Here is a 19,576-nt window from a genome sequence, read left to right on the forward strand (position 1 = left end):
CGCACAGCACAAGATCAGGAGTGACCTGTGGAAAAGTTCAAAGGCGCCTTGCTGGTAGGCGCTCTTCGGCTGTTTGCGCTGCTGCCTTGGCGAGCGGTGCAAGCGGTGGGCTCGGCAATAGGCTGGGTCATGTGGAAAACCCCCAATCGCTCCCGCGAAGTGGTGCGGATCAATCTTTCCAAATGCTTCCCCGACATGGACCCGGCAGAGCGTGAGCGTCTGGTCGGCCAGAGCCTGAAAGACATCGGCAAGTCCCTGACCGAAAGCGCTTGTGCATGGATCTGGCCGGCCCAGCGCTCCATCGATCTGGTTCGCGAAGTCGAGGGGCTCGAAGTCTTGAAGGATGCCCTCGCCTCCGGCAAAGGCGTGGTCGGCATCACCAGTCATCTGGGTAACTGGGAAGTGTTGAATCACTTCTACTGCAGCCAGTGCAAGCCGATCATTTTCTACCGTCCGCCGAAACTCAAGGCAGTGGATGATTTGCTGCGCAAGCAGCGCGTGCAGTTAGGCAACAAAGTTGCGGCGTCCACCAAGGAAGGCATTCTCAGTGTCATCAAGGAAGTGCGCAAAGGGGGGGCGGTGGGCATTCCCGCTGACCCGGAACCGTCCGAATCCGCCGGAATCTTCGTGCCTTTCTTCGCCACTCAGGCGCTGACCAGCAAATTTGTTCCGAACATGCTGGCGGGCGGAAAAGCCGTTGGTGTGTTCCTGCATGCGCTGCGGCTGCCGGATGGCTCGGGCTACAAAGTGATCCTTGAAGCAGCACCGGAAGCGATGTACAGCACTGACACCGAAACATCCTGCGCGGCCATGAGCAAGGTGGTTGAGCGCTATGTGCGGGCTTATCCGAGCCAGTACATGTGGAGCATGAAGCGTTTCAAAAAGCGTCCGCCGGGTGAGGAGCGCTGGTACTGACGGCTACCCGCTCACTGTACAAGGAGCGAACTTGCTCGCGAAAATCGATAACGATAACGCGTACACGCTGAATGTATGCGGTGCTGTTGAGTGCTTCGCGAGCAAGCTCGCTACCGGTGTTTGTCCAGCTTCTTGAGAAATGTGTTCATCTCTTTTTCCGCTTGCTTGTCGCCATGGGCCTGGGCTGCTTCGATGCCCTTCTCCCACGCCAGCCGCGCCGCAGCGGCATCGCCCAACCCTTGATGCGCCTTGCCCAACAACTTCCACGCCGCCGAATATTTCGGATCGAACTCGACGCACTTGCGCAAATGCTCCGCCGCCTTGGTGTTCTCCTTCAAGTCCAGATAACCCTTGCCCAGGCCGAAGCGCAGCAACGAGTTATCCACACCCTTGGCGAGCATTTTTTCCAGGGATTCGATCATCAGAAAAAGCTCAACCCGACGTGGAACAACTTCTCCACATCGCGAATATGCTTTTTATCCACAAGGAACAGAATCACGTGATCACCCGTCTCGATGACCGTATCGTCGTGGGCAATGATCACCTCTTCATCACGAATGATGGCGCCAATCGTGGTGCCCGGTGGCAGGCCGATGTTTTCGATCGCCTTGCCAATCACCTTGCTCGACTTCTCGTCACCATGGGCGATGGCCTCTATGGCCTCCGCCGCACCCCGACGCAGTGAATGCACGCTGACGATGTCACCGCGCCGAACATGCGCCAGCAAAGTGCCGATGGTCGCCAGTTGCGGGCTGATGGCGATATCGATATCGCCGCCCTGAATCAGGTCGACATACGCCGGGTTGTTGATGATGGTCATCACTTTCTTCGCGCCCAGGCGCTTGGCCAGCAGCGACGACATGATGTTGGCTTCGTCATCGTTGGTTAGCGCGAGGAAGATATCGGCGTCGGCGATGTTTTCTTCCATCAGCAAATCACGGTCAGAGGCGCTGCCCTGTAACACCACGGTACTGTCGAGGGTGTCCGAGAGATGACGGCAGCGAGCCGGGTTCATCTCGATGATCTTCACCTGGTAACGGCTTTCGATAGCTTCGGCCAGGCGCTCGCCAATCTGCCCGCCGCCAGCGATGACGATGCGTTTGTAGGTTTCATCGAGGCGGCGCATTTCACTCATCACCGCACGGATGTTCGCCTTGGCGGCGATGAAGAACACTTCGTCGTCCGCTTCGATCACCGTATCGCCCTGAGGCAGGATCGGCCGGTCACGGCGAAAAATTGCGGCCACGCGGGTTTCGACATTTGGCATGTGCTCGCGCAACTGACGCAACTGCTGACCCACCAGCAGGCCGCCATAATATGCCTTCACCGCCACCAGCTGCGCTTTGCCTTCGGCGAAGTCGATCACCTGCAGTGCGCCCGGGTGCTGGATCAGGCGCTTGATGTAATTGGTAACCACCTGTTCCGGGCTGATCAACACATCGACGGGAATCGCCTCGTTGTCGAACAGTTCGGAGCGCGTGAGATAGGCGGCTTCACGAACCCGGGCGATCTTGGTCGGCGTGTGAAACAGGGTATGGGCGACCTGACAGGCGACCATGTTGGTTTCGTCACTGTTGGTCACGGCCACGAGCATGTCGGCATCATCCGCGCCCGCCTGACGCAGCACTGTCGGCAATGAGCCGCGTCCTTGCACGGTGCGGATGTCGAGACGATCACCGAGGTCGCGCAGGCGTTCGCCGTCGGTGTCGACCACGGTGATGTCGTTGGCTTCGCTGGCCAAGTGTTCTGCCAGCGAACCGCCGACCTGCCCTGCGCCAAGGATGATGATTTTCATCCGTTCACTCCTTTAAAGCGGTTAACCGCGCGCGGCGGCGATCTTGATCAGCTTGGCGTAATAAAATCCGTCGTGTCCGCCTTCCTGGGCCAGCAGTTGGCGACCGTGCGGCTGTTTGATGCCGGCGGTCGTCGCGAGGTCCAGTTCCCGCGCACCCGGTGTGCGGGCGAGGAAGGCTTCGATGACTTCAGTGTTTTCAGTTGGCAGCGTGGAGCATGTTGCGTAGAGCAGGATGCCGCCGACTTCCAGTGTTATCCACAGGGCGTCGAGCAATTCGCCTTGCAACACCGCCAGTGCGGCGATGTCATCCGGTTGGCGGGTCAGCTTGATGTCCGGATGGCGGCGAATCACGCCGGTCGCCGAGCACGGTGCGTCGAGCAGAATGCGTTGAAAGGGCTTGCCGTCCCACCAGGTGGCGGTATCGCGACCGTCTGCTGCAATGAGTTCGGCGCTCAGCCGCAAGCGGGCAAGGTTTTCCCGTACGCGCACCAGACGCTTGGCTTCCAGGTCCACGGCGACGACGCCGGCCAGCGCAGGCTCGGCTTCAAGAATGTGGCAGGTTTTGCCGCCCGGTGCGCAGCAGGCGTCGAGCACGCGTTGGCCGGGCGCCAGATCGAGCAGATCGGCGGCGAGTTGCGCCGCTTCGTCCTGCACACTGATCCAGCCTTCGGCAAAACCAGGCAGGCTGCGCACGTCGGCAGCGGCGTCGAGAATGATGCCGTCCGGGCTGTAGATGCATGGCGAAGCGGCAATGCTGGCGTCGCTGAGCAAGCCGAGATAGGCATCGCGACTGTGATGACGGCGATTGACCCGCAGAATCATCGGCGGGTGCGCATTGTTTGCCGCGCAAATGGCTTCCCACTGCTCCGGCCAGAACGCCTTCAAGGATTTCTGCAGCCAGCGCGGATGGGCGGTACGCACCACCGGATCGTGCTCCAGTTCGGCGAGCAGCGTTTCGCTTTCCCGTTGGGCGCGGCGCAGCACGGCGTTGAGCAGTGCCTTGGCCCATGGCTTTTTCAACTTGTCGGCGCAACCGACAGTTTCACCGATAGCGGCGTGGGCTGGCACGCGGGTGTAGAGCAACTGGTAGAGGCCGACGAGCAGCAGCGCCTCGACATCGGCGTCCGCCGCCTTGAAAGGTTTCTGCAGCAACTTCGCCGCCAGCGCCGACAAACGCGGCTGCCAACGGGCCGTGCCGAATGCCAGATCCTGGGTGAAACCGCGATCACGGTCTTCAACCTTGTCCATTTGCGTCGGCAGCGAACTGTTGAGTGAGGCTTTTCCGTTTATAACTGCGGCAAGTGCCTTGGCGGCGGCCAGACGTGGGTTCATTGAGCGCCCGCCGTTTGACCGGATACCGCTTGCCCGAGAACAGTGCCGACCGCGAATTTCTCACGACGGCTGTTGAACAGATCGCTGAAATTAAGCGCCTTGCCACCCGGCAATTGCACGCGCGTCAGGCGCAACGCTTGCTCGCCGCAGGCGACGATCAGGCCGTCCTTGCTGGCGCTGAGGATTGCCCCCGGCGTGCCCTGTCCTTCAGCGAGGCTCGCGGCCAGCACTTTCAGAGCTTCGCCATTGAGCGTGCTATGCGTGATCGGCCATGGATTGAAGGCGCGGACCAGGCGCTCCAGCTCAATTGCCGGGCGACTCCAGTCGATGCGCGCTTCGTCCTTGTTCAACTTATGCGCGTACGTGGCGAGGCTGTCATCCTGCACTTCGCCGGCAAGACTCGCGCAAGCGAGGCCGGCGATGGCTTCAAGCACCGCCGGTGGACCGATTTCAGCCAGACGGTCGTGCAGGCTTCCACCGGTATCATCGGCGCTGATCGGCGTGGTGACTTTGAGCAGCATCGGCCCGGTGTCGAGGCCCAGCTCCATGCGCATCACGGTCACGCCACTTTCAGCGTCGCCCGCTTCGACCGCACGCTGGATCGGCGCTGCACCCCGCCAGCGCGGCAGCAGCGACGCGTGACTGTTGATGCAGCCCAGGCGCGGGATATCCAGCACCACCTGCGGCAAGATCAGACCGTAGGCGACCACCACCAGCAAATCCGGTTTAAGCGCGGCCAGCTCCGTTTGCGCATCTTCGTTACGCAATGTGGGTGGTTGCAGCACCGGCAGGTTGTTTTCCAGTGCGAGCTGTTTGACAGGGCTTGGCATCAGCTTTTGCCCACGGCCCGCCGGGCGATCCGGCTGGGTGTAAACCGCGACGATCTCGTAAGGGCTGGCGAGCAGGGCCTTGAGGTGTTCGGCGGCGAACTCCGGGGTGCCGGCGAAAACGATGCGCAGTGGCTCAGTCATGGAAACTCTCTATTACAAAGCAGTCGCAAAAGAAAAAGGCTTGCCGCAGCAAGCCTTTGCAAAGGAGGGCATCAAGCGTTCTGGCGATGCAGCTTTTCCAGTTTTTTCTTGATTCGGTCGCGTTTGAGGCTGGACAGGTAATCGACGAACAGTTTGCCGTTGAGGTGGTCGCATTCGTGCTGAATGCACACGGCGAGCAGGCCTTCGGCGATCAGTTCGTAAGGCTTGCCGTCGCGGTCCAGCGCCTTGATTTTGACCTTTTGCGGGCGATCGACGTTTTCGTAGAAGCCCGGCACCGAGAGGCAGCCTTCCTGATATTGCTCCATCTCGTCGGTCAGGGTTTCGAATTCCGGGTTGATGAACACCCGCGGTTCGCTGCGATCTTCGGAGAGGTCCATCACGACGATACGTTTATGCACGTTGACCTGGGTCGCGGCGAGGCCGATGCCTGGCGCTTCATACATTGTTTCAAACATATCATCGACCAACTGACGCACTTCGTCGTCCACTACGGCCACAGGTTTGGCGATAGTGCGCAGACGCGAGTCGGGAAATTCGAGGATGTCTAAAATGGCCATAAGCGTATTTGCTGCACGTGTGAGGTAAAGTCGGGTCGATGGCCTGGCGAGTCCGAAGCTGCCGGCTACCGTTGTGAAACGTAGCTCCCCCTTTATTTCATGAAGCCTTTTGAGCAAAGTCTTCCCTGAAAAAAGCCAGGAGCGAGCCACGAAGGCTCTGGCGTTTCACGCGAACGCACATAATAAAGGGATTCACCGCATGAGGAAATCACTACTCGCCCTGCTCCTTCTGGCTTCGGCCGGTTTCGCGCACGGGCAAGTGCAGCTCAGGGAAGGTTTTCCACAGCAATACACGGTGGTCACCGGGGACACACTCTGGGACATATCGGGAAAATTTCTCCGTGAGCCGTGGAAATGGCCGGAACTGTGGCAGGTCAATCCACAGATCGAAAACCCCAACCTGATCTATCCCGGAGATTTGCTCACGCTGGTCTACGTCAACGGTCAGCCGCGTCTGACGCTGGGTCGCGGCGCTTCCAGGGGCACGATCAAGCTATCGCCGAAGGTGCGCAGCTCGCCGGTGGCCGATGCCATACCGAGCATCCCCTTGAAGTCGATCAACAGCTTCCTGCTGAGCAATCGCATCGTCGACAAGGCCGAAGACTTCGACCAGGCGCCGTACATCGTCGCGGGCGATGCCGAACGTGTGCTCAGTGGTACCGGTGATCGTATTTTCGCGCGCGGCCAGTTTGATACGACTCAACCGGTCTATGGAATCTTCCGTCAGGGCAAGGTTTATACCGACCCGCAAACCAAGGAATTCCTGGGCATCAACGCTGACGATATCGGTAGCGGTGAAATAGTTGCCACCGAGGGTGACGTCGCAACGTTGGCGCTGCAGCGCACCACGCAGGAAGTTCGTCTCGGCGACCGTTTGTTCAGCAGTGAAGAACGCTCGATCAATTCGACATTCATGCCCAGCGCCCCCCTCACCGATATCGAGGGCCTGATTATCGATGTGCCACGTGGCGTGACGCAGATCGGTGCAATGGACGTGGTCACGTTGAACAAGGGGCAGCGCGACGGGCTCGCCGAGGGCAATGTGCTGGTCGTGATGAAAACCGGCGAAACGGTGCGAGACCGAATCACCGGTCAGCCCCTGAAAATCCCCGATGAACGTGCCGGCCTGCTGATGGTTTTTCGCACCTACGACAAGCTCAGTTACGGTCTGGTGTTGAATGCATCACGCTCTTTGGCGGTGCTGGACAAAGTTCGAAATCCTTAGCCTGCTCCACAAGTTACCAACAGAGTTATCCACAGCTTATTCCCGTTTGAACGGGGCTCCTAACGATCAAGGATGATCCATGTCGCCGTCTTGTTTTGTACCCGTTTCCCCTGCGGAGCTGGAAGCTCGTTTACGTCTGCATCGTTTGCCTGAGTTGGGGCCGGCGCGTTTCAGGAAACTGCTGGAGGCGTTCGGCTCCGCGTCCAGCGCACTCGCGGCACCTGCCAGCGCCTGGCGTGCTTTGGGTCTTCCGTTGGCCTGTTCAGAGGCCAGACGATCAAGTGACGTTCGCGATGGCGCCAGCCATGCGTTGGCCTGGTTGGAGCGTCCGGGCCAGCATTTGCTGATGTGGGACCAGCCTGACTACCCCGCCTTGCTGGCGGAAATCAGTGGCGCGCCACCGCTGTTATTCGTGGCCGGTGACCCCGGTATTCTGGAAAAACCGCAGCTGGCGATGGTGGGCAGTCGCAGTGCATCGCGTCCCGGCATGGACACGGCGGCCGCGTTTTCGCGCAGCCTTGCCAGCGCCGGTTTCGTGATCACCAGCGGCCTTGCCCTGGGTATCGATGCCGCTGCACACCAGGCTGCGTTGAACGTTGGCGGGCAAACGGTCGGTGTACTTGGCACGGGACTTGAAAAGTTTTATCCACAGCGCAACCGGCGATTGGCCGATGCCATGATTGCGTCCGGCAGTGCGGTGCTTTCCGAGTTCCCGCTGGACGCCGGGCCCACCGCCAGCAACTTCCCCCGGCGCAACCGGATCATCAGCGGTTTGTCCCTTGGCGTGCTGGTGGTTGAAGCCAGTGTGGCCAGCGGCTCCTTGATCACTGCAAGGCTGGCGGCGGAGCAAGGACGCGAGGTGTATGCGATTCCGGGTTCGATTCATCACCCGGGTGCCCGCGGTTGTCATCAGTTGATTCGCGACGGTGCCGTGTTGGTTGAAACCATCGAGCATATCCTCGAGGCTTTGCGCGGCTGGCAACAGTTGCCGTTGTCTCTGGATGCGCCGTCGTTGTCTCATCCGCTACTGATGCTTCTGCATGCCGCCCCTCACACCAGTGAAGCGCTGGCAGACAGCAGCGGCTGGTCGTTACCCAAAGTGCTGGCGGCGTTGACCGAGCTGGAGCTCGATGGTCGCGCAGTCTGTGAAAGCGGACGCTGGTTTGCGCGGGTGAGCTAGGTTTTACACGGAAGATCGGTAAACTGCGCAGAGCTTAATTCCGGAGAGTTTTTCATGGTCAACAGTTGGCGTGTGCAACAAGCCGCGCAAGCCATTCGCGCAGGGGCGGTCATTGCCTATCCAACCGAAGCGGTCTGGGGCCTGGGGTGCGACCCGTGGGACGAGGAAGCAGTGGAACGTCTGTTGCTGATCAAGGGGCGGGCGGTGGATAAAGGCCTGATTCTGGTGGCCGACAACATCCGCCAGTTTGACTTCCTGTTCGACGACTTCCCTGAATTGTGGATGGACCGCATGGCCAGCACCTGGCCGGGCCCGAATACCTGGCTGGTGCCGCACCAGAATATGTTGCCGCAGTGGATCACCGGGGTGCACGAAACGGTGGCGCTACGGGTCAGCGATCATCCGCTGGTGCGTGATTTGTGCGCGGTGGTCGGCCCGCTGGTATCGACGTCGGCAAACCCGCAAGGCCGGCCGGCGGCGCGCACGCGAATTCGCGTCGAGCAGTATTTCCGTGGGCAGATCGATCTGGTGCTGGGGGGAAATCTGGGCGGGCGCAAGAATCCGAGCGTGATTCGCGATCTGGCGACCGGCAACGTCATTCGCCCGGATTGAGACCGAGGCGGCCCCATTCGCGAGCGAGCCCGCTGCCACTTTCGATCAATGTGGAACACAGAATCTGTGCTCACTGCAGATCTACTGTGGCAGCGGGCTTGCTCGCGAAGAGGCCCTTGTAGACACCCTAAATCTTATGGCAACAAAATGGTCGAGCCAGTCGTACGCCGTGCCGACAACTCGGTCTGCGCTTTCGCCGCTTCTGCCAGTGGATATTGCTGGCTAATGTCCACTTTCAGCTTGCCGCTGCTGATCATCTCGAACAGCTCGTCGGCCATGTGTTGCAGGTTTTCGGCGTTGTTGGCGTAAGTTGCCAGGGTCGGCCGCGTGACGTACAGCGAGCCTTTCGCTGCCAGAATCCCCAGGTTCACACCATCCACGGCGCCCGACGCATTGCCGAAACTCACCACCAGACCACGCGGCGCAACACTGTCGAGCGACGTCAGCCAGGTATCTTTGCCGACTCCGTCATACACCACCGGGACTTTTTTGCCGTCAGTCAATTCCAGAACCCGTTGTGCGACATTTTCATGGCTGTAATCGATGGTCGCCCAAGCGCCATTGGCTTTTGCCAGTGCAGCTTTTTCCGCCGAGCTGACCGTGCCGATCAACTTCACGCCCAGGGATTTGGCCCATTGGCATGCCAATGAACCGACACCCCCAGCGGCGGCGTGGAACAGAATGGTTTCGCCACCCTTGAGTTCATAGGTCTGACGCAGCAAGTACTGCACGGTCAGCCCCTTGAGCATCACCCCGGCGGCCTGTTCGAAGCTGATCGCGTCCGGCAGATGCACCAGATTGGCTTCCGGCAGAACGTGAATGTCGCTATAAGCGCCCAATGGACCGCTGCCGTAAGCCACGCGATCACCCACATTAAAACGGGTCACTTCGCTGCCCACCGCTTCGACCACGCCCGCGCCTTCCGCGCCGAGTCCCGATGGCAGCGCCGGCGGCGGGTAGAGGCCGCTGCGGTAGTACGTGTCGATGAAGTTCAGGCCGACCGCTTTGTTGCTCACGCGGACTTGCTGCGGACCGGGCTCGGCGGGTTGGTAATCGACATACTCGAGCACTTCGGGGCCGCCGTGTGCGCGGAACTGGATACGCTTTGCCATCAACACTCTCCCTGGGTCGTTTTGCGAAGTGCTCTATCGGACTCCTAAGCTTGATCTTCGTCAACTGCGGTGACACATGCGGCGGTGTTATCCTCTGCAGCAATTTGCCGCCGGCCTCAGTGCCGCGCTGCTTTGCCCGATTCAAGGTGATGACATGACGACCCGCACCGAGGCCGTGAAAGCCTACCTGCTCGACCTGCAAGACCGCATCTGCACTGCGCTGGAGGCCGAAGACGGCGGCACGCAGTTCGTTGAAGACGCCTGGACCCGACCGGCTGGCGGTGGCGGTCGCACCCGCGTGCTGGAAAACGGCGCGCTGATCGAAAAGGGCGGCGTCAACTTTTCCCACGTGTTTGGCAGCGGTCTCCCACCGTCCGCCAGCGCTCATCGACCAGAACTGGCCGGGCGCGGCTTTGAAGCGCTGGGCGTGTCGCTGGTGATTCATCCGCACAATCCGCATGTGCCGACGTCCCACGCCAACGTACGCTTCTTCATCGCCGAAAAAGAGGGAGAAGAACCGGTCTGGTGGTTCGGCGGCGGCTTTGACCTGACGCCTTACTACGGCGTTGAAGAAGACTGCGTGCATTGGCACCGAGTCGCCGAGCAGGCCTGCGCGTCCTTCGGCCCGGATGTGTATGCACGCTATAAAGCCTGGTGCGACAGCTATTTCCACATCAGGCATCGCCACGAGCCGCGCGGCATCGGCGGTCTGTTTTTCGATGACCTGAACGAATGGGACTTCGACACCAGTTTCGCTTTCATGCGCGCCATCGGCGACGCCTACATCGACGCGTATCTGCCGATCGTGCAGCGTCGCAAGAACGATGCGTTCACCGCCAGACAGCGCGAGTTTCAAGAGTTTCGCCGCGGCCGCTATGTCGAATTCAACCTGGTTTATGACCGTGGCACGCTGTTCGGCCTGCAATCGGGCGGGCGTACCGAGTCGATCCTGATGTCGCTGCCGCCGCAGGTTCGCTGGGGCTACGACTGGAAAGCCGAGCCCGGCAGCGAAGAAGCACGGCTCACCGACTATTTCCTGCAAGACCGCGATTGGTTGGCCGAAGCCTGAACGAGGAATCCCGATGGACCGTTACGTTGTGTTCGGCAACCCGATTGGCCACAGCAAATCACCCATGATTCACCGTTTGTTCGCCGAGCAAACCGGGGAGAAACTGGACTACACGACTTCCCTTGCGCCTCTTGAAGACTTTTCCGATTTCGCTTTGGCATTTTTCCGCGAAGGTCGCGGTGCGAACGTAACGGTGCCGTTCAAGGAAGAAGCGTTTCGTCTGGCGCACAGCCTGACCGCACGGGCACAGCGTGCCGGCGCCGTGAATACCCTAAGCAAACTGGCCGATGGCTCGTTACTGGGTGACAACACCGATGGCGCCGGACTGGTGCGCGACCTGACGGTCAATGCCGGTTTCAGTCTCACCGGCAAACGCATTTTATTGCTCGGAGCCGGGGGCGCGGTGCGCGGTGCATTGGAACCTTTGCTGGCCAAGCGGCCTGCCTCGGTGATTATCGCTAATCGCACGGTGGAAAAAGCCGAGTTGCTGGCCGAGTTGTTCGCCGACCTTGGGCCGGTGTCGGCCAGCGGTTTCGATTGGTTACAGGAGCCGGTCGATCTGATCATCAACGCAACGTCCGCGAGCCTGACCGGTGACGTGCCGCCCATTGCCAGCAGCCTGATCCAGGCGGGCGAGACGGTGTGTTACGACATGATGTACGGCAAAGAGCCGACTTCGTTCTGCCGATGGGCTACGGAGCATGGTGCGGCGGTGACGATGGATGGCCTGGGAATGCTGGCCGAGCAAGCGGCAGAAGCGTTCTTCCTCTGGCGCGGCGTGCGCCCGGACACGGCGCCGGTACTGGCCCAGCTGCGCCGCCAGCTAGCCGAATAGACTTTTGGAGCGAGCGGTTCTGCGCTCCTAAAAGTGGGTTCATTCAATCCTCAAACCGGATGGGGCACTTCTGCGCGCCTTCGAGTTTTCTCAGCTCTTCGATCACCGGCGCTCTCGCCCCGCGCAACGTCAGGCTGCGGTCCTGCTTGAGTAACCGCCGCGCTTCCTGATGCAGCATTTCCACCCCCGAGTAGTCGATGAAATTGATCTGCTGCGCCTCGATCACCACGCGCGCGGCGTGCATCCGCTGCAGGCGCACCTGCAGATAATGGCTGGCGCCGAAGAAGATCGAACCCCCGACACGCAGCACATCTTCATCGCCATTGCGCCAGTGCTGAACGCGAGGCTGAGAGGTGCGTTTCAGATAGAAAAACAGCGACGCCAGCACGCCCGCGTAAATTGCCGTCTGCAGTTCCAGCAGTAAGGTGGCGATACAGGTCAGGGCCATGACCACGAACTCGGCGCGACTGACCCGCAACAAGGCGCGGATACCACGATGATCAATCAACCCCCAGGCGATCAACAGAATACTGCCCGCCATGGCCGGGATCGGAATGTGCGCGATCAGGCCCGCCCCGAAAAGGGCGAACAAGGCGACCCACATGGCCGAAAAAACCCCTGCCAAAGGTGAGCAGGCGCCCGCTTCGTAGCCAAGCCCCGAACGGGTGAAGGAACCGGCGGACAACGACCCTGAAAACACCGCGCCGACAATGTTCGATAATCCCTGAGCGCGGACTTCCTGATTCGCATCGAGCATTTGTTGCGAACGCGCGGACAGCGAGCGGGCAATTGACAGGCTTGTCACCAGCCCGAGCATGCCGACGGCCACGGCACTGGGCAGCAGGCGCAGGATCAGGTCAAGGTCCAGCGGCAGCGGACTGAACGGCGGCAAACGCCCGACAAAAGCGCTCACCAGGTGCACATGGCCGAACATCGAGGGCCACAGCCACACCAACAGTGCGCTTAACACCAGAGTGATCAACAATGTCGGCCAGCGCGGCAGCAGCATTTTCAACGTCATACCGACCACCACAGTTGCCAGGCCCAGCGCCAGCGAAGGGTTGTCTGCCTCACCCAGGTGCTTGAAAAGCATCAAAAAACTGTCCAGCGCCGTGGCCTGGTTAGGCACGTCCAGCCCCAGCAGGTTGGGCATTTGCCCGACGGCAATGACTACCGCTGCACCGAGGGTGAAACCGAGCACCACCGAATGCGAAACAAAATTCACCAGAGCGCCGAAACGCAATAGGCCCAGCAGCCACTGGAAAATGCCCGCGAGGAATGTCAGAAGCAGTATCAAGGTGACGTAGTCCTGTGACGCGGGTACGGCCAGAGGGCTGACGCTGGCGTACAGGACAATTGAAATGGCCGCAGTGGGGCCGCAGATCAAATGCCACGAGGAACCCCACAGGCAGGCAATCAGTACCGGAATGATCGCTGCGTACAAGCCGTATTCAGGTGGGAGACCGGCAATCAGGGCGTAGGCAATGGATTGCGGCAACGCAAGAATTGCGCCGCTGAGGCCGACGATCAGGTCGCGACCGACGCTGGCGCGAGTCTGCCGGGGCATCCAGCTGAGGAATGGAAACAGTGAATGGCGGCTCGGTAATGCCATGGATCCTCTCGGGCTGGAGTTTGCGCAAAGGTAACAGGCCCCCGTGCTGATCGTTACTGCGCAAAGCGCAGGAACGATCAATAGGAGGCATCAGAGTTTGGCTTTCACTGCCGCCAAAGCCTCTTTACCGTCAACGGTCTTCACGCCATCCAGCCACTTGTCCAGCACCGCCGGATTCGCCTTGATCCATGCCTTGGCCGCTTGAGCATTGCTGACTTTCTTGTTCACCACTTCAGCCATGATGCTGTTCTCCATCTCCTGGGTAAAACTCAGGTTGGTTAACAGCTTGCCGACGTTGGGACAGGCCTGTGCATAACCTTTGCGCGTCAATGTATGAACGCTGCCGGTGTCACCGAAGTACTTTTCCCCGCCCTTCAGATAATGCATTTTCAACTGCACGTTCATCGGGTGGGGCGTCCAGCCCAGGAAGGTCACGAACTTCTGTTTTTTCACCGCTCGCGACACTTCAGCCAGCATCGCCTGCTCGCTGGACTCGACCAGTTTCCACTGACCCATGTTGAAGTCGTTCTTTTTGATGATCTCTTGCAGCGAAATGTTTGCCGGCGCGCCCGAGCCTATCCCGTAGATCTTCTTGTCGAACTTGTCAGCGAATTTGTTCAGGTCGGCAAAGTTATGCACACCTGCGTCCCAGACATAATCTGGCACGGCCAATGTGAATTGCGTGCCGTCCAGATTTTTCGCCAACTGCTTGACATCGCCCGTGGCGACAAACTTGTCGTAGAAGCCCTGCTGCGCCGGCATCCAGTTGCCCAGGAATACATCCACCTGACCATCCTTGAGCCCGCCAAAAGTAATCGGCACGGCCAGGGTGTCGACTTTGGCCTTGTAGCCCATGCCGTCCAGCAGAAACCCGGTGATGGCGTTCGTTGCCGCAATATCGCTCCAGCCAGGATCGGCCATCTTCACCGTTTCGCAGCTCTGCTCGGCATAAACCGATGCGCTGCCGAGCGCCAGCAGGCTTATCGTCAGCGCTGTGGATAACTTTTGCATGGACTTCCCCTTAACATTATTGGTTTTGGCAGGGTTGTGGATAACGTGCTTTGCGCTCCAGATCGTCCAGATCAATGTGGTTGCGCATGTACTGCTGACTGGCGTCGACCATTGGCTGGTGGTCCCAGCTCTTCAGCTTGCCGACCGTCAGTGCCTCGGCGACGAAGCGCCGGCGGCGCTGGCTGGCCAGCACCTGCTGGTGGATCGCCGGGATGTTCCACTTGGCCCGGGCCTGGGCAAGAAATTCTTCGAACAGTGGCCGATGTTGCGGCGACTGACTCAGTTCTTCCTGTTCGCGCGGGTCGTTGTGCACGTCAAAGAGTAGGCAAGGGTCGTCTTCGCTGTAGATGAATTTGTAAGCGCCACGGCGAATCATCATCAGCGGGCTGATAGTGCCTTCGGCCATGTACTCGCCAAACACTTCATCGTGGCCGCCCTGCCCTTGCAGATGCGAGACCAGCGAACGCCCATCCAGCGGCAAGCCAGGTTCCAGTGAGCCACCGGCCAGTTCGACAAATGTCGGCAACAAGTCCGCCGTCGAAACTGCGGCGCTGACACGACCGGCGCCAAATTGTCCCGGCGCACTGATCAGCAGCGGCACGCGGGCGGCCATCTCGAACCAGTGCATTTTGTACCAGAGGCCACGCTCGCCGAGCATATCGCCGTGGTCGCCGGAAAAGACAATGATGGTGTCGTTGATCAGCCCGGTATCTTCGAGTGTTTGCAGAAGTTTGCCGACGTTACTGTCGATATAACTGCATGCACCAAAGTAGGCGCGTCGTGCGTCGCGAATCTTGTCCACAGGCAGCGGCTTGTCCCACAAGTCGTAAACCTTGAGCAGACGCTGCGAGTGCGGATCGAGGTCGGCCTGGTCCGGCGTAGCAGGCATCGGGATATCAGCATCGTTGTACATGTCCCAAAAAGGCTTGGGAATGGTGTACGGATCGTGTGGGTGAGTCATCGATACCGTCAGGCAAAACGGCTGCTCACCGTCTTCGCGAATGTGATCAAACAGATATTGCCGGGCCTTGAACACCACTTCTTCATCGAAATCCAGCTGATTGGTGCGCACGCATGGCCCGGCCTGCAGCACCGACGACATATTGTGGAACCAGGTCGGGCGCACGTCGGGCTCGTCCCAGTTCACCGACCAGCCATAGTCGGCCGGGTAGATATCACTGGTCAGACGTTCTTCATAACCGTGCAACTGATCCGGGCCGCAGAAGTGCATCTTGCCCGAGAGCGCGGTGCGGTAACCGAGGCGACGCAGGTAATGTGCATACGTTGGCACGTCGGCGGGGAAGTCGGCAGCGTTGTCGTAGGCGCCGATCTTGCTCGGCAACTGACCGCTGACCAGGGTGAATCGCGACGGCGCACACAGCGGGCTGTTGCAGTAAGCGGCGTCGAACACCACGCCTTCGGCGGCGAGGCGGCTGAGATTAGGCAGTTTGACAGGCGAAGGGCCGTAAAACGGCAACATTGGCGCGGCCATTTGATCGGCCATGATGAAAAGAATATTTTTGCGCTTCATGTGATCGCGACATTCCATAGTGAATATTTATGCGACAGTGCTGCAATCGAGCATGGATTCCACGCATGTTGTGGTAAAGCCCATGTCAGGCAATGACTAGGATAAGCACAGCTTATGTATGAAGCGTTGGGTGATTTGTCGCTGGATCTGCTTCGAGCTTTTGAAGCTGCGGCGAGGCAGCGAAGTTTCACCGCTGCGGCGAGGGAGCTCGGGACCACGCAACCGGCCATCAGCCAGCAAATCAAGCGGCTTGAAGAACAGCTCGGTACGCGATTGTTCGATCGCATCTATCGCGGCATCGAGCTGACTGAGGCCGGGACGATTCTGTTCGCGCAGGTGCAGTCTGGTTTGCAGAGTATTGACGCCGGGCTCCATGCGATCAGTGCGCAGCACCAACATGAAGTGCTGCAAGTCGCTACCGATTTTGCATTTGCCGCTTATTGGTTGATGCCCCGCCTGCACCGTTTTCACGCAGCCCATCCTCAGGTAGACGTCAGCCTGGTGACCAGTGAGCGCAGCCATAACATGCTGCGCACCGATATCGACGTGGCCATATTGTTTGGTAATGGGCGTTTTAAACAGGGCGTCAGTCACTGGCTGTTCAGTGAGGAAGTATTCCCGGTGTGCAGCCCCCTGTTATTGAAGGACCGTCCGTTGCCTTTGCCCGCGCAAGCCTTGCTGGATTTGCCTCTTCTGCACCTGCGCGGGGAGAACAGCAGCGACTGGTTCGATTGGAGTGGCGTGTTTCGCGAGCTGGGCATTACTTCGGCGCCAGCGCCCGGGCAATTGCGTTTCGACAATTACACGTTGTTGATTCAGGCAGCCATTGGCGGTCAAGGTGTGGCGATCGGTTGGCGGCACCTTGTGGATAACTTGCTGGCGCAAGGTCTGTTGTGCCGACCGGTTGCGGACACGGTCATCTCACGGTTGGGCTATTACGTGGTCCTGCCGCAGCGCAAGCGCCGCGCAGAACTGGTCCAGACGTTCGTCGACTGGCTGATGACCGAGCAGGCCAGCAGTGCGCAATCGTTGAACGGCCTGCCGCTGCCTTCGATCGCGGTTTGACTCTTCAAGGCGAGGCCGCAACAAAATTCACATGCTCACCCACGTGCAGATTGAGGTGGAGCTCGTCGGCAATCCCCACCGCTACGCGGTTCAAGCGCTCGAGCTGTTCCTTGAGCCCTGGTTCCAGACTGGTGCTCACGTGGCTGAAATGCTCAATCGTCAGCCCCGCAACGCTGCGCGGCGCGTTCACCAGCGTCCACTGCAGACCGCTGCTTTCCAGCGCTTCTCGAATTTCTTCGGCGGCGTGACGCTGCAGCCGGTCCTCGATCTCAGGGTCATCCAGCAGTTCGAAGTCCCCCACTACAAACAATCTGGCGATGCCGGCAGCCTGCATGCCGTCGATGAGTGCATCCACGGCCAACACCTGTTCCACCGGTCCCGGAACGACTTTCTCCACATGCTCGCTATTGAACGGCAGCCCGGGAGCGTCCAGCAGACAAACGACTGCGGAACAACCCGCGACGCTCTGCTTGACCCGCTCGGCGTCAAACAGATCACCGCTTTTGGCGCGCAAGCCGGGCCGCGGCGCAAGTGCCGTCAGGTCATCGAGTATCGCGATCACTTCATGCTGACGGCGCAGCATTTCAGCCATCAGCGCACTGCCCAGGCTACTCATGGCACCATAGAGCACCACTTTCACGACTTGGGTTTCTGCATTTTTCATGGCCGAGGTCCCCTGTTGGTATGCGTATATGGCGTGTGACCTGTGCGTATCGTTGAGGGTTCGAAGATTTGGAGGGTTACCCGATGCAAGCGATCAAGGGCTATCACGCTCACGTCTATTTCGATGCCGGCACCATCGATCAGGCGCGCACCTTGTGCGAGCAGGCGGCGCAGTTGTTCCCGGTTAAAATGGGACGGGTGCATGAGCAGCCGGTGGGACCGCATCCCGACTGGAGCTGCCAACTGGCTTTCGAGCCGCAGCAGATCGGTGACGTGTTGCCGTGGCTGGCGCTCAACCGCAAAGGCCTGGTGATTTTCCTGCACCCGGATACCGGCAACGATTTGCTCGACCACACCGATCATGCGATCTGGATGGGGGCCGTGCGGCCGTTGAATCTGTCGATGTTTTGATCAAATAGCACCACACAACCCGTCCGACGACCGGTTGTACTTCCGGTCATTGCTTTCATCGGCGAAAGGTCGGTGAAAGCTTGCGCGATTAGGATCGCCCTCACTGCCGGCAACAGACCGGTGGCCAATGCCAGTTTTTTATCGCTCGCACGGCCCTTTTAACAACAACAATGGTGATCCTGATGTCCTTCGCAACCCGCCGCTTCGCTGTCACTCCGTCCGTACGTTTCGTGCTTCCCGTTCTGCGCTGACCTCACCCGGTTCGCCCATTCCCTAGCCGCGCTACGCCTGGAGTATTCCCATGCTGACTTTCCTTGGCTTCGCCATGGTCATCACGTTCATGTTCCTGATCATGACCAAGCGCCTGTCCGCGCTGATCGCTCTGATCATCATCCCGATTGTGTTTGCGCTGTTCGGCGGTTTTGCGCCGAAAATCGGTCCGATGATGCTCGAAGGCATCACCAAACTTGCGCCGACCGGCGTGATGCTGATGTTCGCCATCCTCTACTTCGCCTTGATGATCGACTCCGGTCTGTTCGACCCGGCGGTGCGCAAGATCCTCAAACTGGTCAAGGGCGACCCGCTGAAAGTGTCGATCGGCACTGCCGTGCTGGCGCTGGTCGTCTCCCTCGACGGTGACGGCGCCACCACCTACATGATCTGCGTCGCCGCCATGTTGCCGCTGTACAGCCGCATCGGCATGAGCCCGCGGATCATGGCCGGCCTGATCATCCTCGCCGGTGGCGTAATGAACATGACACCGTGGGGCGGCCCGACTGCGCGTGCCGCCAGTGCGCTGCACGTCGACCCTTCGGATATTTTCGTGCCGATGGTGCCGGCCATGCTGGCGGGTGTGGTCGCCATTCTGGCGATCGCTTACTTCTACGGCATGCGCGAACGTGCGCGTCTTGGCGAGCTGCACCTGGTGGGCGATGAGATCGATCACAGCGAAATCAGCGTCTCGCAATTTCCGGATGCCCGCCGTCCGAAACTGATCTGGTTCAACGCCGCCCTTACGCTGGTGTTGATGTGCACCCTGGTTGCCGGTCTGTTGCCGCTGCCGGTGCTGTTCATGGTGGCGTTCAGCATCGCGATGATCGTCAACTACCCTTGCCTGCAAATGCAGAAGGATCGCATCGCTGCCCACTCCGGCAGCGTCCTGGCGGTGGTCGGCCTGATCTTCGCGGCGGGGATTTTCACCGGCATCCTCTCCGGCACCGGCATGGTCGACGCGATGTCGAAGAGCTTGCTGGCAGTGATCCCGGACTTCCTCGGTCCGTATCTGGCGGTCATCACCGCATTGGTGAGCATGCCGTTTACATTTTTCATGTCGAACGATGCATTTTATTACGGCGTGTTACCGGTACTTGCCGAAGCCGCCAGTCATTACGGTATAACCGCGGTGGAAATGGCACGTGCCTCGATCGTCGGTCAGCCCGTCCACTTGTTGAGCCCGCTGGTACCATCGACTTACCTGTTGGTGGCGCTGGCCGGGATCGATTTCGGCGATCACCAGCGTTTCACGCTGAAGTGGGCAGTGCTGGTTTGCCTGTGCATACTGGTCGCCGCATTGCTGATGGGGATTTTTCCACTGTTCAGCACTCTATAAGCCCAAGACTCATGACGACGGGTCCAGGCTTTGTGGTTTGAAGTCGGGAC

General features: G+C 59.7%; 19 protein-coding genes. 9 read left to right on the forward strand and 10 right to left on the reverse strand.

Going from position 1 to position 19,576, the window contains the following annotated elements:
• The first annotated feature begins 27 nt into the window (after nt 1–27).
• The gene (locus tag ACYZT1_RS00880; RefSeq protein ID WP_462017235.1) at nt 28–915 is read left to right on the forward strand and encodes a lysophospholipid acyltransferase; all 888 of its coding nucleotides are present in this window, start codon (nt 28–30) and stop codon (nt 913–915) included.
• Between the two features lie 110 nt (nt 916–1,025).
• On the opposite strand, the gene ACYZT1_RS00885 is transcribed toward ACYZT1_RS00880, so the two are convergent.
• The 5 genes from ACYZT1_RS00885 to def form a co-directional block, all read right to left on the reverse strand.
• The gene (locus tag ACYZT1_RS00885; RefSeq protein ID WP_462017236.1) at nt 1,026–1,337 is read right to left on the reverse strand and encodes a hypothetical protein; all 312 of its coding nucleotides are present in this window, start codon (nt 1,335–1,337) and stop codon (nt 1,026–1,028) included.
• Entirely contained in the window at nt 1,337–2,710 is a 1,374-nt protein-coding gene (trkA, locus tag ACYZT1_RS00890) for a Trk system potassium transporter TrkA (RefSeq protein ID WP_462017237.1), read from the reverse strand. The genes ACYZT1_RS00885 and trkA overlap by 1 nt, the downstream gene beginning before the upstream one ends.
• A 21-nt stretch (nt 2,711–2,731) precedes the next feature.
• A complete protein-coding gene (gene rsmB, locus ACYZT1_RS00895) occupies nt 2,732–4,042 on the reverse strand; it encodes a 16S rRNA (cytosine(967)-C(5))-methyltransferase RsmB (protein WP_462017238.1) in 1,311 nt (436 codons plus the stop codon).
• A complete protein-coding gene (fmt, locus tag ACYZT1_RS00900) occupies nt 4,039–5,013 on the reverse strand; it encodes a methionyl-tRNA formyltransferase (protein WP_462017239.1) in 975 nt (324 codons plus the stop codon). The genes rsmB and fmt overlap by 4 nt, the downstream gene beginning before the upstream one ends.
• 71 nt (nt 5,014–5,084) lie before the next feature.
• Nucleotides 5,085–5,591 carry a peptide deformylase gene (def, locus tag ACYZT1_RS00905; RefSeq protein WP_462017240.1) on the reverse strand — a complete coding sequence of 169 codons (507 nt, stop codon included), beginning with the start codon at nt 5,589–5,591 and terminating at the stop codon, nt 5,085–5,087.
• Nucleotides 5,592–5,790: 199 nt separating this feature from the next.
• Here def and ACYZT1_RS00910 point away from each other — a divergent pair, with 199 nt between their 5' ends.
• From ACYZT1_RS00910 to ACYZT1_RS00920, 3 genes are all read left to right on the forward strand, one after another.
• Nucleotides 5,791–6,816 (forward strand): LysM peptidoglycan-binding domain-containing protein, encoded by a 1,026-nt coding sequence (locus ACYZT1_RS00910; protein ID WP_462017241.1) that lies wholly within the window; start codon nt 5,791–5,793, stop codon nt 6,814–6,816.
• Nucleotides 6,817–6,895: 79 nt separating this feature from the next.
• Nucleotides 6,896–7,996 (forward strand): DNA-processing protein DprA, encoded by a 1,101-nt coding sequence (gene dprA / locus ACYZT1_RS00915; protein WP_462017242.1) that lies wholly within the window; start codon nt 6,896–6,898, stop codon nt 7,994–7,996.
• 54 nt (nt 7,997–8,050) lie between these two features.
• On the forward strand, nt 8,051–8,608 hold the full coding sequence (locus tag ACYZT1_RS00920) for an L-threonylcarbamoyladenylate synthase type 1 TsaC (RefSeq protein WP_028620349.1): 558 nt from the start codon (nt 8,051–8,053) through the stop codon (nt 8,606–8,608).
• 134 nt (nt 8,609–8,742) lie between these two features.
• Here ACYZT1_RS00920 and ACYZT1_RS00925 read toward each other — a convergent pair whose 3' ends face one another.
• A complete protein-coding gene (locus ACYZT1_RS00925) occupies nt 8,743–9,720 on the reverse strand; it encodes an NADPH:quinone reductase (protein WP_462017243.1) in 978 nt (325 codons plus the stop codon).
• Nucleotides 9,721–9,874: 154 nt separating this feature from the next.
• Here ACYZT1_RS00925 and hemF point away from each other — a divergent pair, with 154 nt between their 5' ends.
• Entirely contained in the window at nt 9,875–10,789 is a 915-nt protein-coding gene (gene hemF / locus ACYZT1_RS00930; protein WP_462017244.1) for an oxygen-dependent coproporphyrinogen oxidase, read from the forward strand.
• A 13-nt stretch (nt 10,790–10,802) separates the two neighbouring features.
• Nucleotides 10,803–11,624 carry a shikimate dehydrogenase gene (aroE, locus tag ACYZT1_RS00935; protein ID WP_462017245.1) on the forward strand — a complete coding sequence of 274 codons (822 nt, stop codon included), beginning with the start codon at nt 10,803–10,805 and terminating at the stop codon, nt 11,622–11,624.
• Between the two features lie 43 nt (nt 11,625–11,667).
• On the opposite strand, the gene ACYZT1_RS00940 is transcribed toward aroE, so the two are convergent.
• The 3 genes from ACYZT1_RS00940 to betC all read right to left on the reverse strand — a co-directional run bounded on the left by ACYZT1_RS00940 (nt 11,668) and on the right by betC (nt 15,778).
• Nucleotides 11,668–13,236: a SulP family inorganic anion transporter gene (locus ACYZT1_RS00940; protein ID WP_462017246.1), complete on the reverse strand. Its 1,569-nt coding sequence runs from the start codon at nt 13,234–13,236 to the stop codon at nt 11,668–11,670.
• A 90-nt stretch (nt 13,237–13,326) separates the two neighbouring features.
• Nucleotides 13,327–14,247 carry a choline ABC transporter substrate-binding protein gene (choX, locus tag ACYZT1_RS00945; RefSeq protein WP_462017247.1) on the reverse strand — a complete coding sequence of 307 codons (921 nt, stop codon included), beginning with the start codon at nt 14,245–14,247 and terminating at the stop codon, nt 13,327–13,329.
• A 16-nt stretch (nt 14,248–14,263) separates the two neighbouring features.
• Nucleotides 14,264–15,778: a choline-sulfatase gene (gene betC, locus ACYZT1_RS00950; protein WP_462017248.1), complete on the reverse strand. Its 1,515-nt coding sequence runs from the start codon at nt 15,776–15,778 to the stop codon at nt 14,264–14,266.
• 114 nt (nt 15,779–15,892) lie between these two features.
• Here betC and ACYZT1_RS00955 point away from each other — a divergent pair, with 114 nt between their 5' ends.
• Nucleotides 15,893–16,843 (forward strand): choline sulfate utilization transcriptional regulator, encoded by a 951-nt coding sequence (locus ACYZT1_RS00955; protein ID WP_462017249.1) that lies wholly within the window; start codon nt 15,893–15,895, stop codon nt 16,841–16,843.
• 4 nt (nt 16,844–16,847) lie between these two features.
• Here ACYZT1_RS00955 and ACYZT1_RS00960 read toward each other — a convergent pair whose 3' ends face one another.
• Nucleotides 16,848–17,507, reverse strand: coding sequence for an NAD(P)-dependent oxidoreductase (locus ACYZT1_RS00960; protein ID WP_462017250.1), 660 nt, complete (start codon nt 17,505–17,507; stop codon nt 16,848–16,850).
• Nucleotides 17,508–17,590: 83 nt separating this feature from the next.
• On the opposite strand from ACYZT1_RS00960, the gene ACYZT1_RS00965 reads away from it, so the two are divergent.
• Both ACYZT1_RS00965 and ACYZT1_RS00970 read left to right on the forward strand, forming a co-directional pair.
• The gene (locus ACYZT1_RS00965) at nt 17,591–17,917 is read left to right on the forward strand and encodes a DOPA 4,5-dioxygenase family protein (RefSeq protein WP_462017251.1); all 327 of its coding nucleotides are present in this window, start codon (nt 17,591–17,593) and stop codon (nt 17,915–17,917) included.
• A 301-nt stretch (nt 17,918–18,218) separates the two neighbouring features.
• Complete coding sequence (locus ACYZT1_RS00970; protein ID WP_028620358.1) at nt 18,219–19,526, forward strand: CitMHS family transporter; 1,308 nt, start codon at nt 18,219–18,221, stop codon at nt 19,524–19,526.
• Nucleotides 19,527–19,576: the final 50 nt, after the last annotated feature.

This window comes from Pseudomonas sp. PB3P13 (assembly GCF_054897735.1).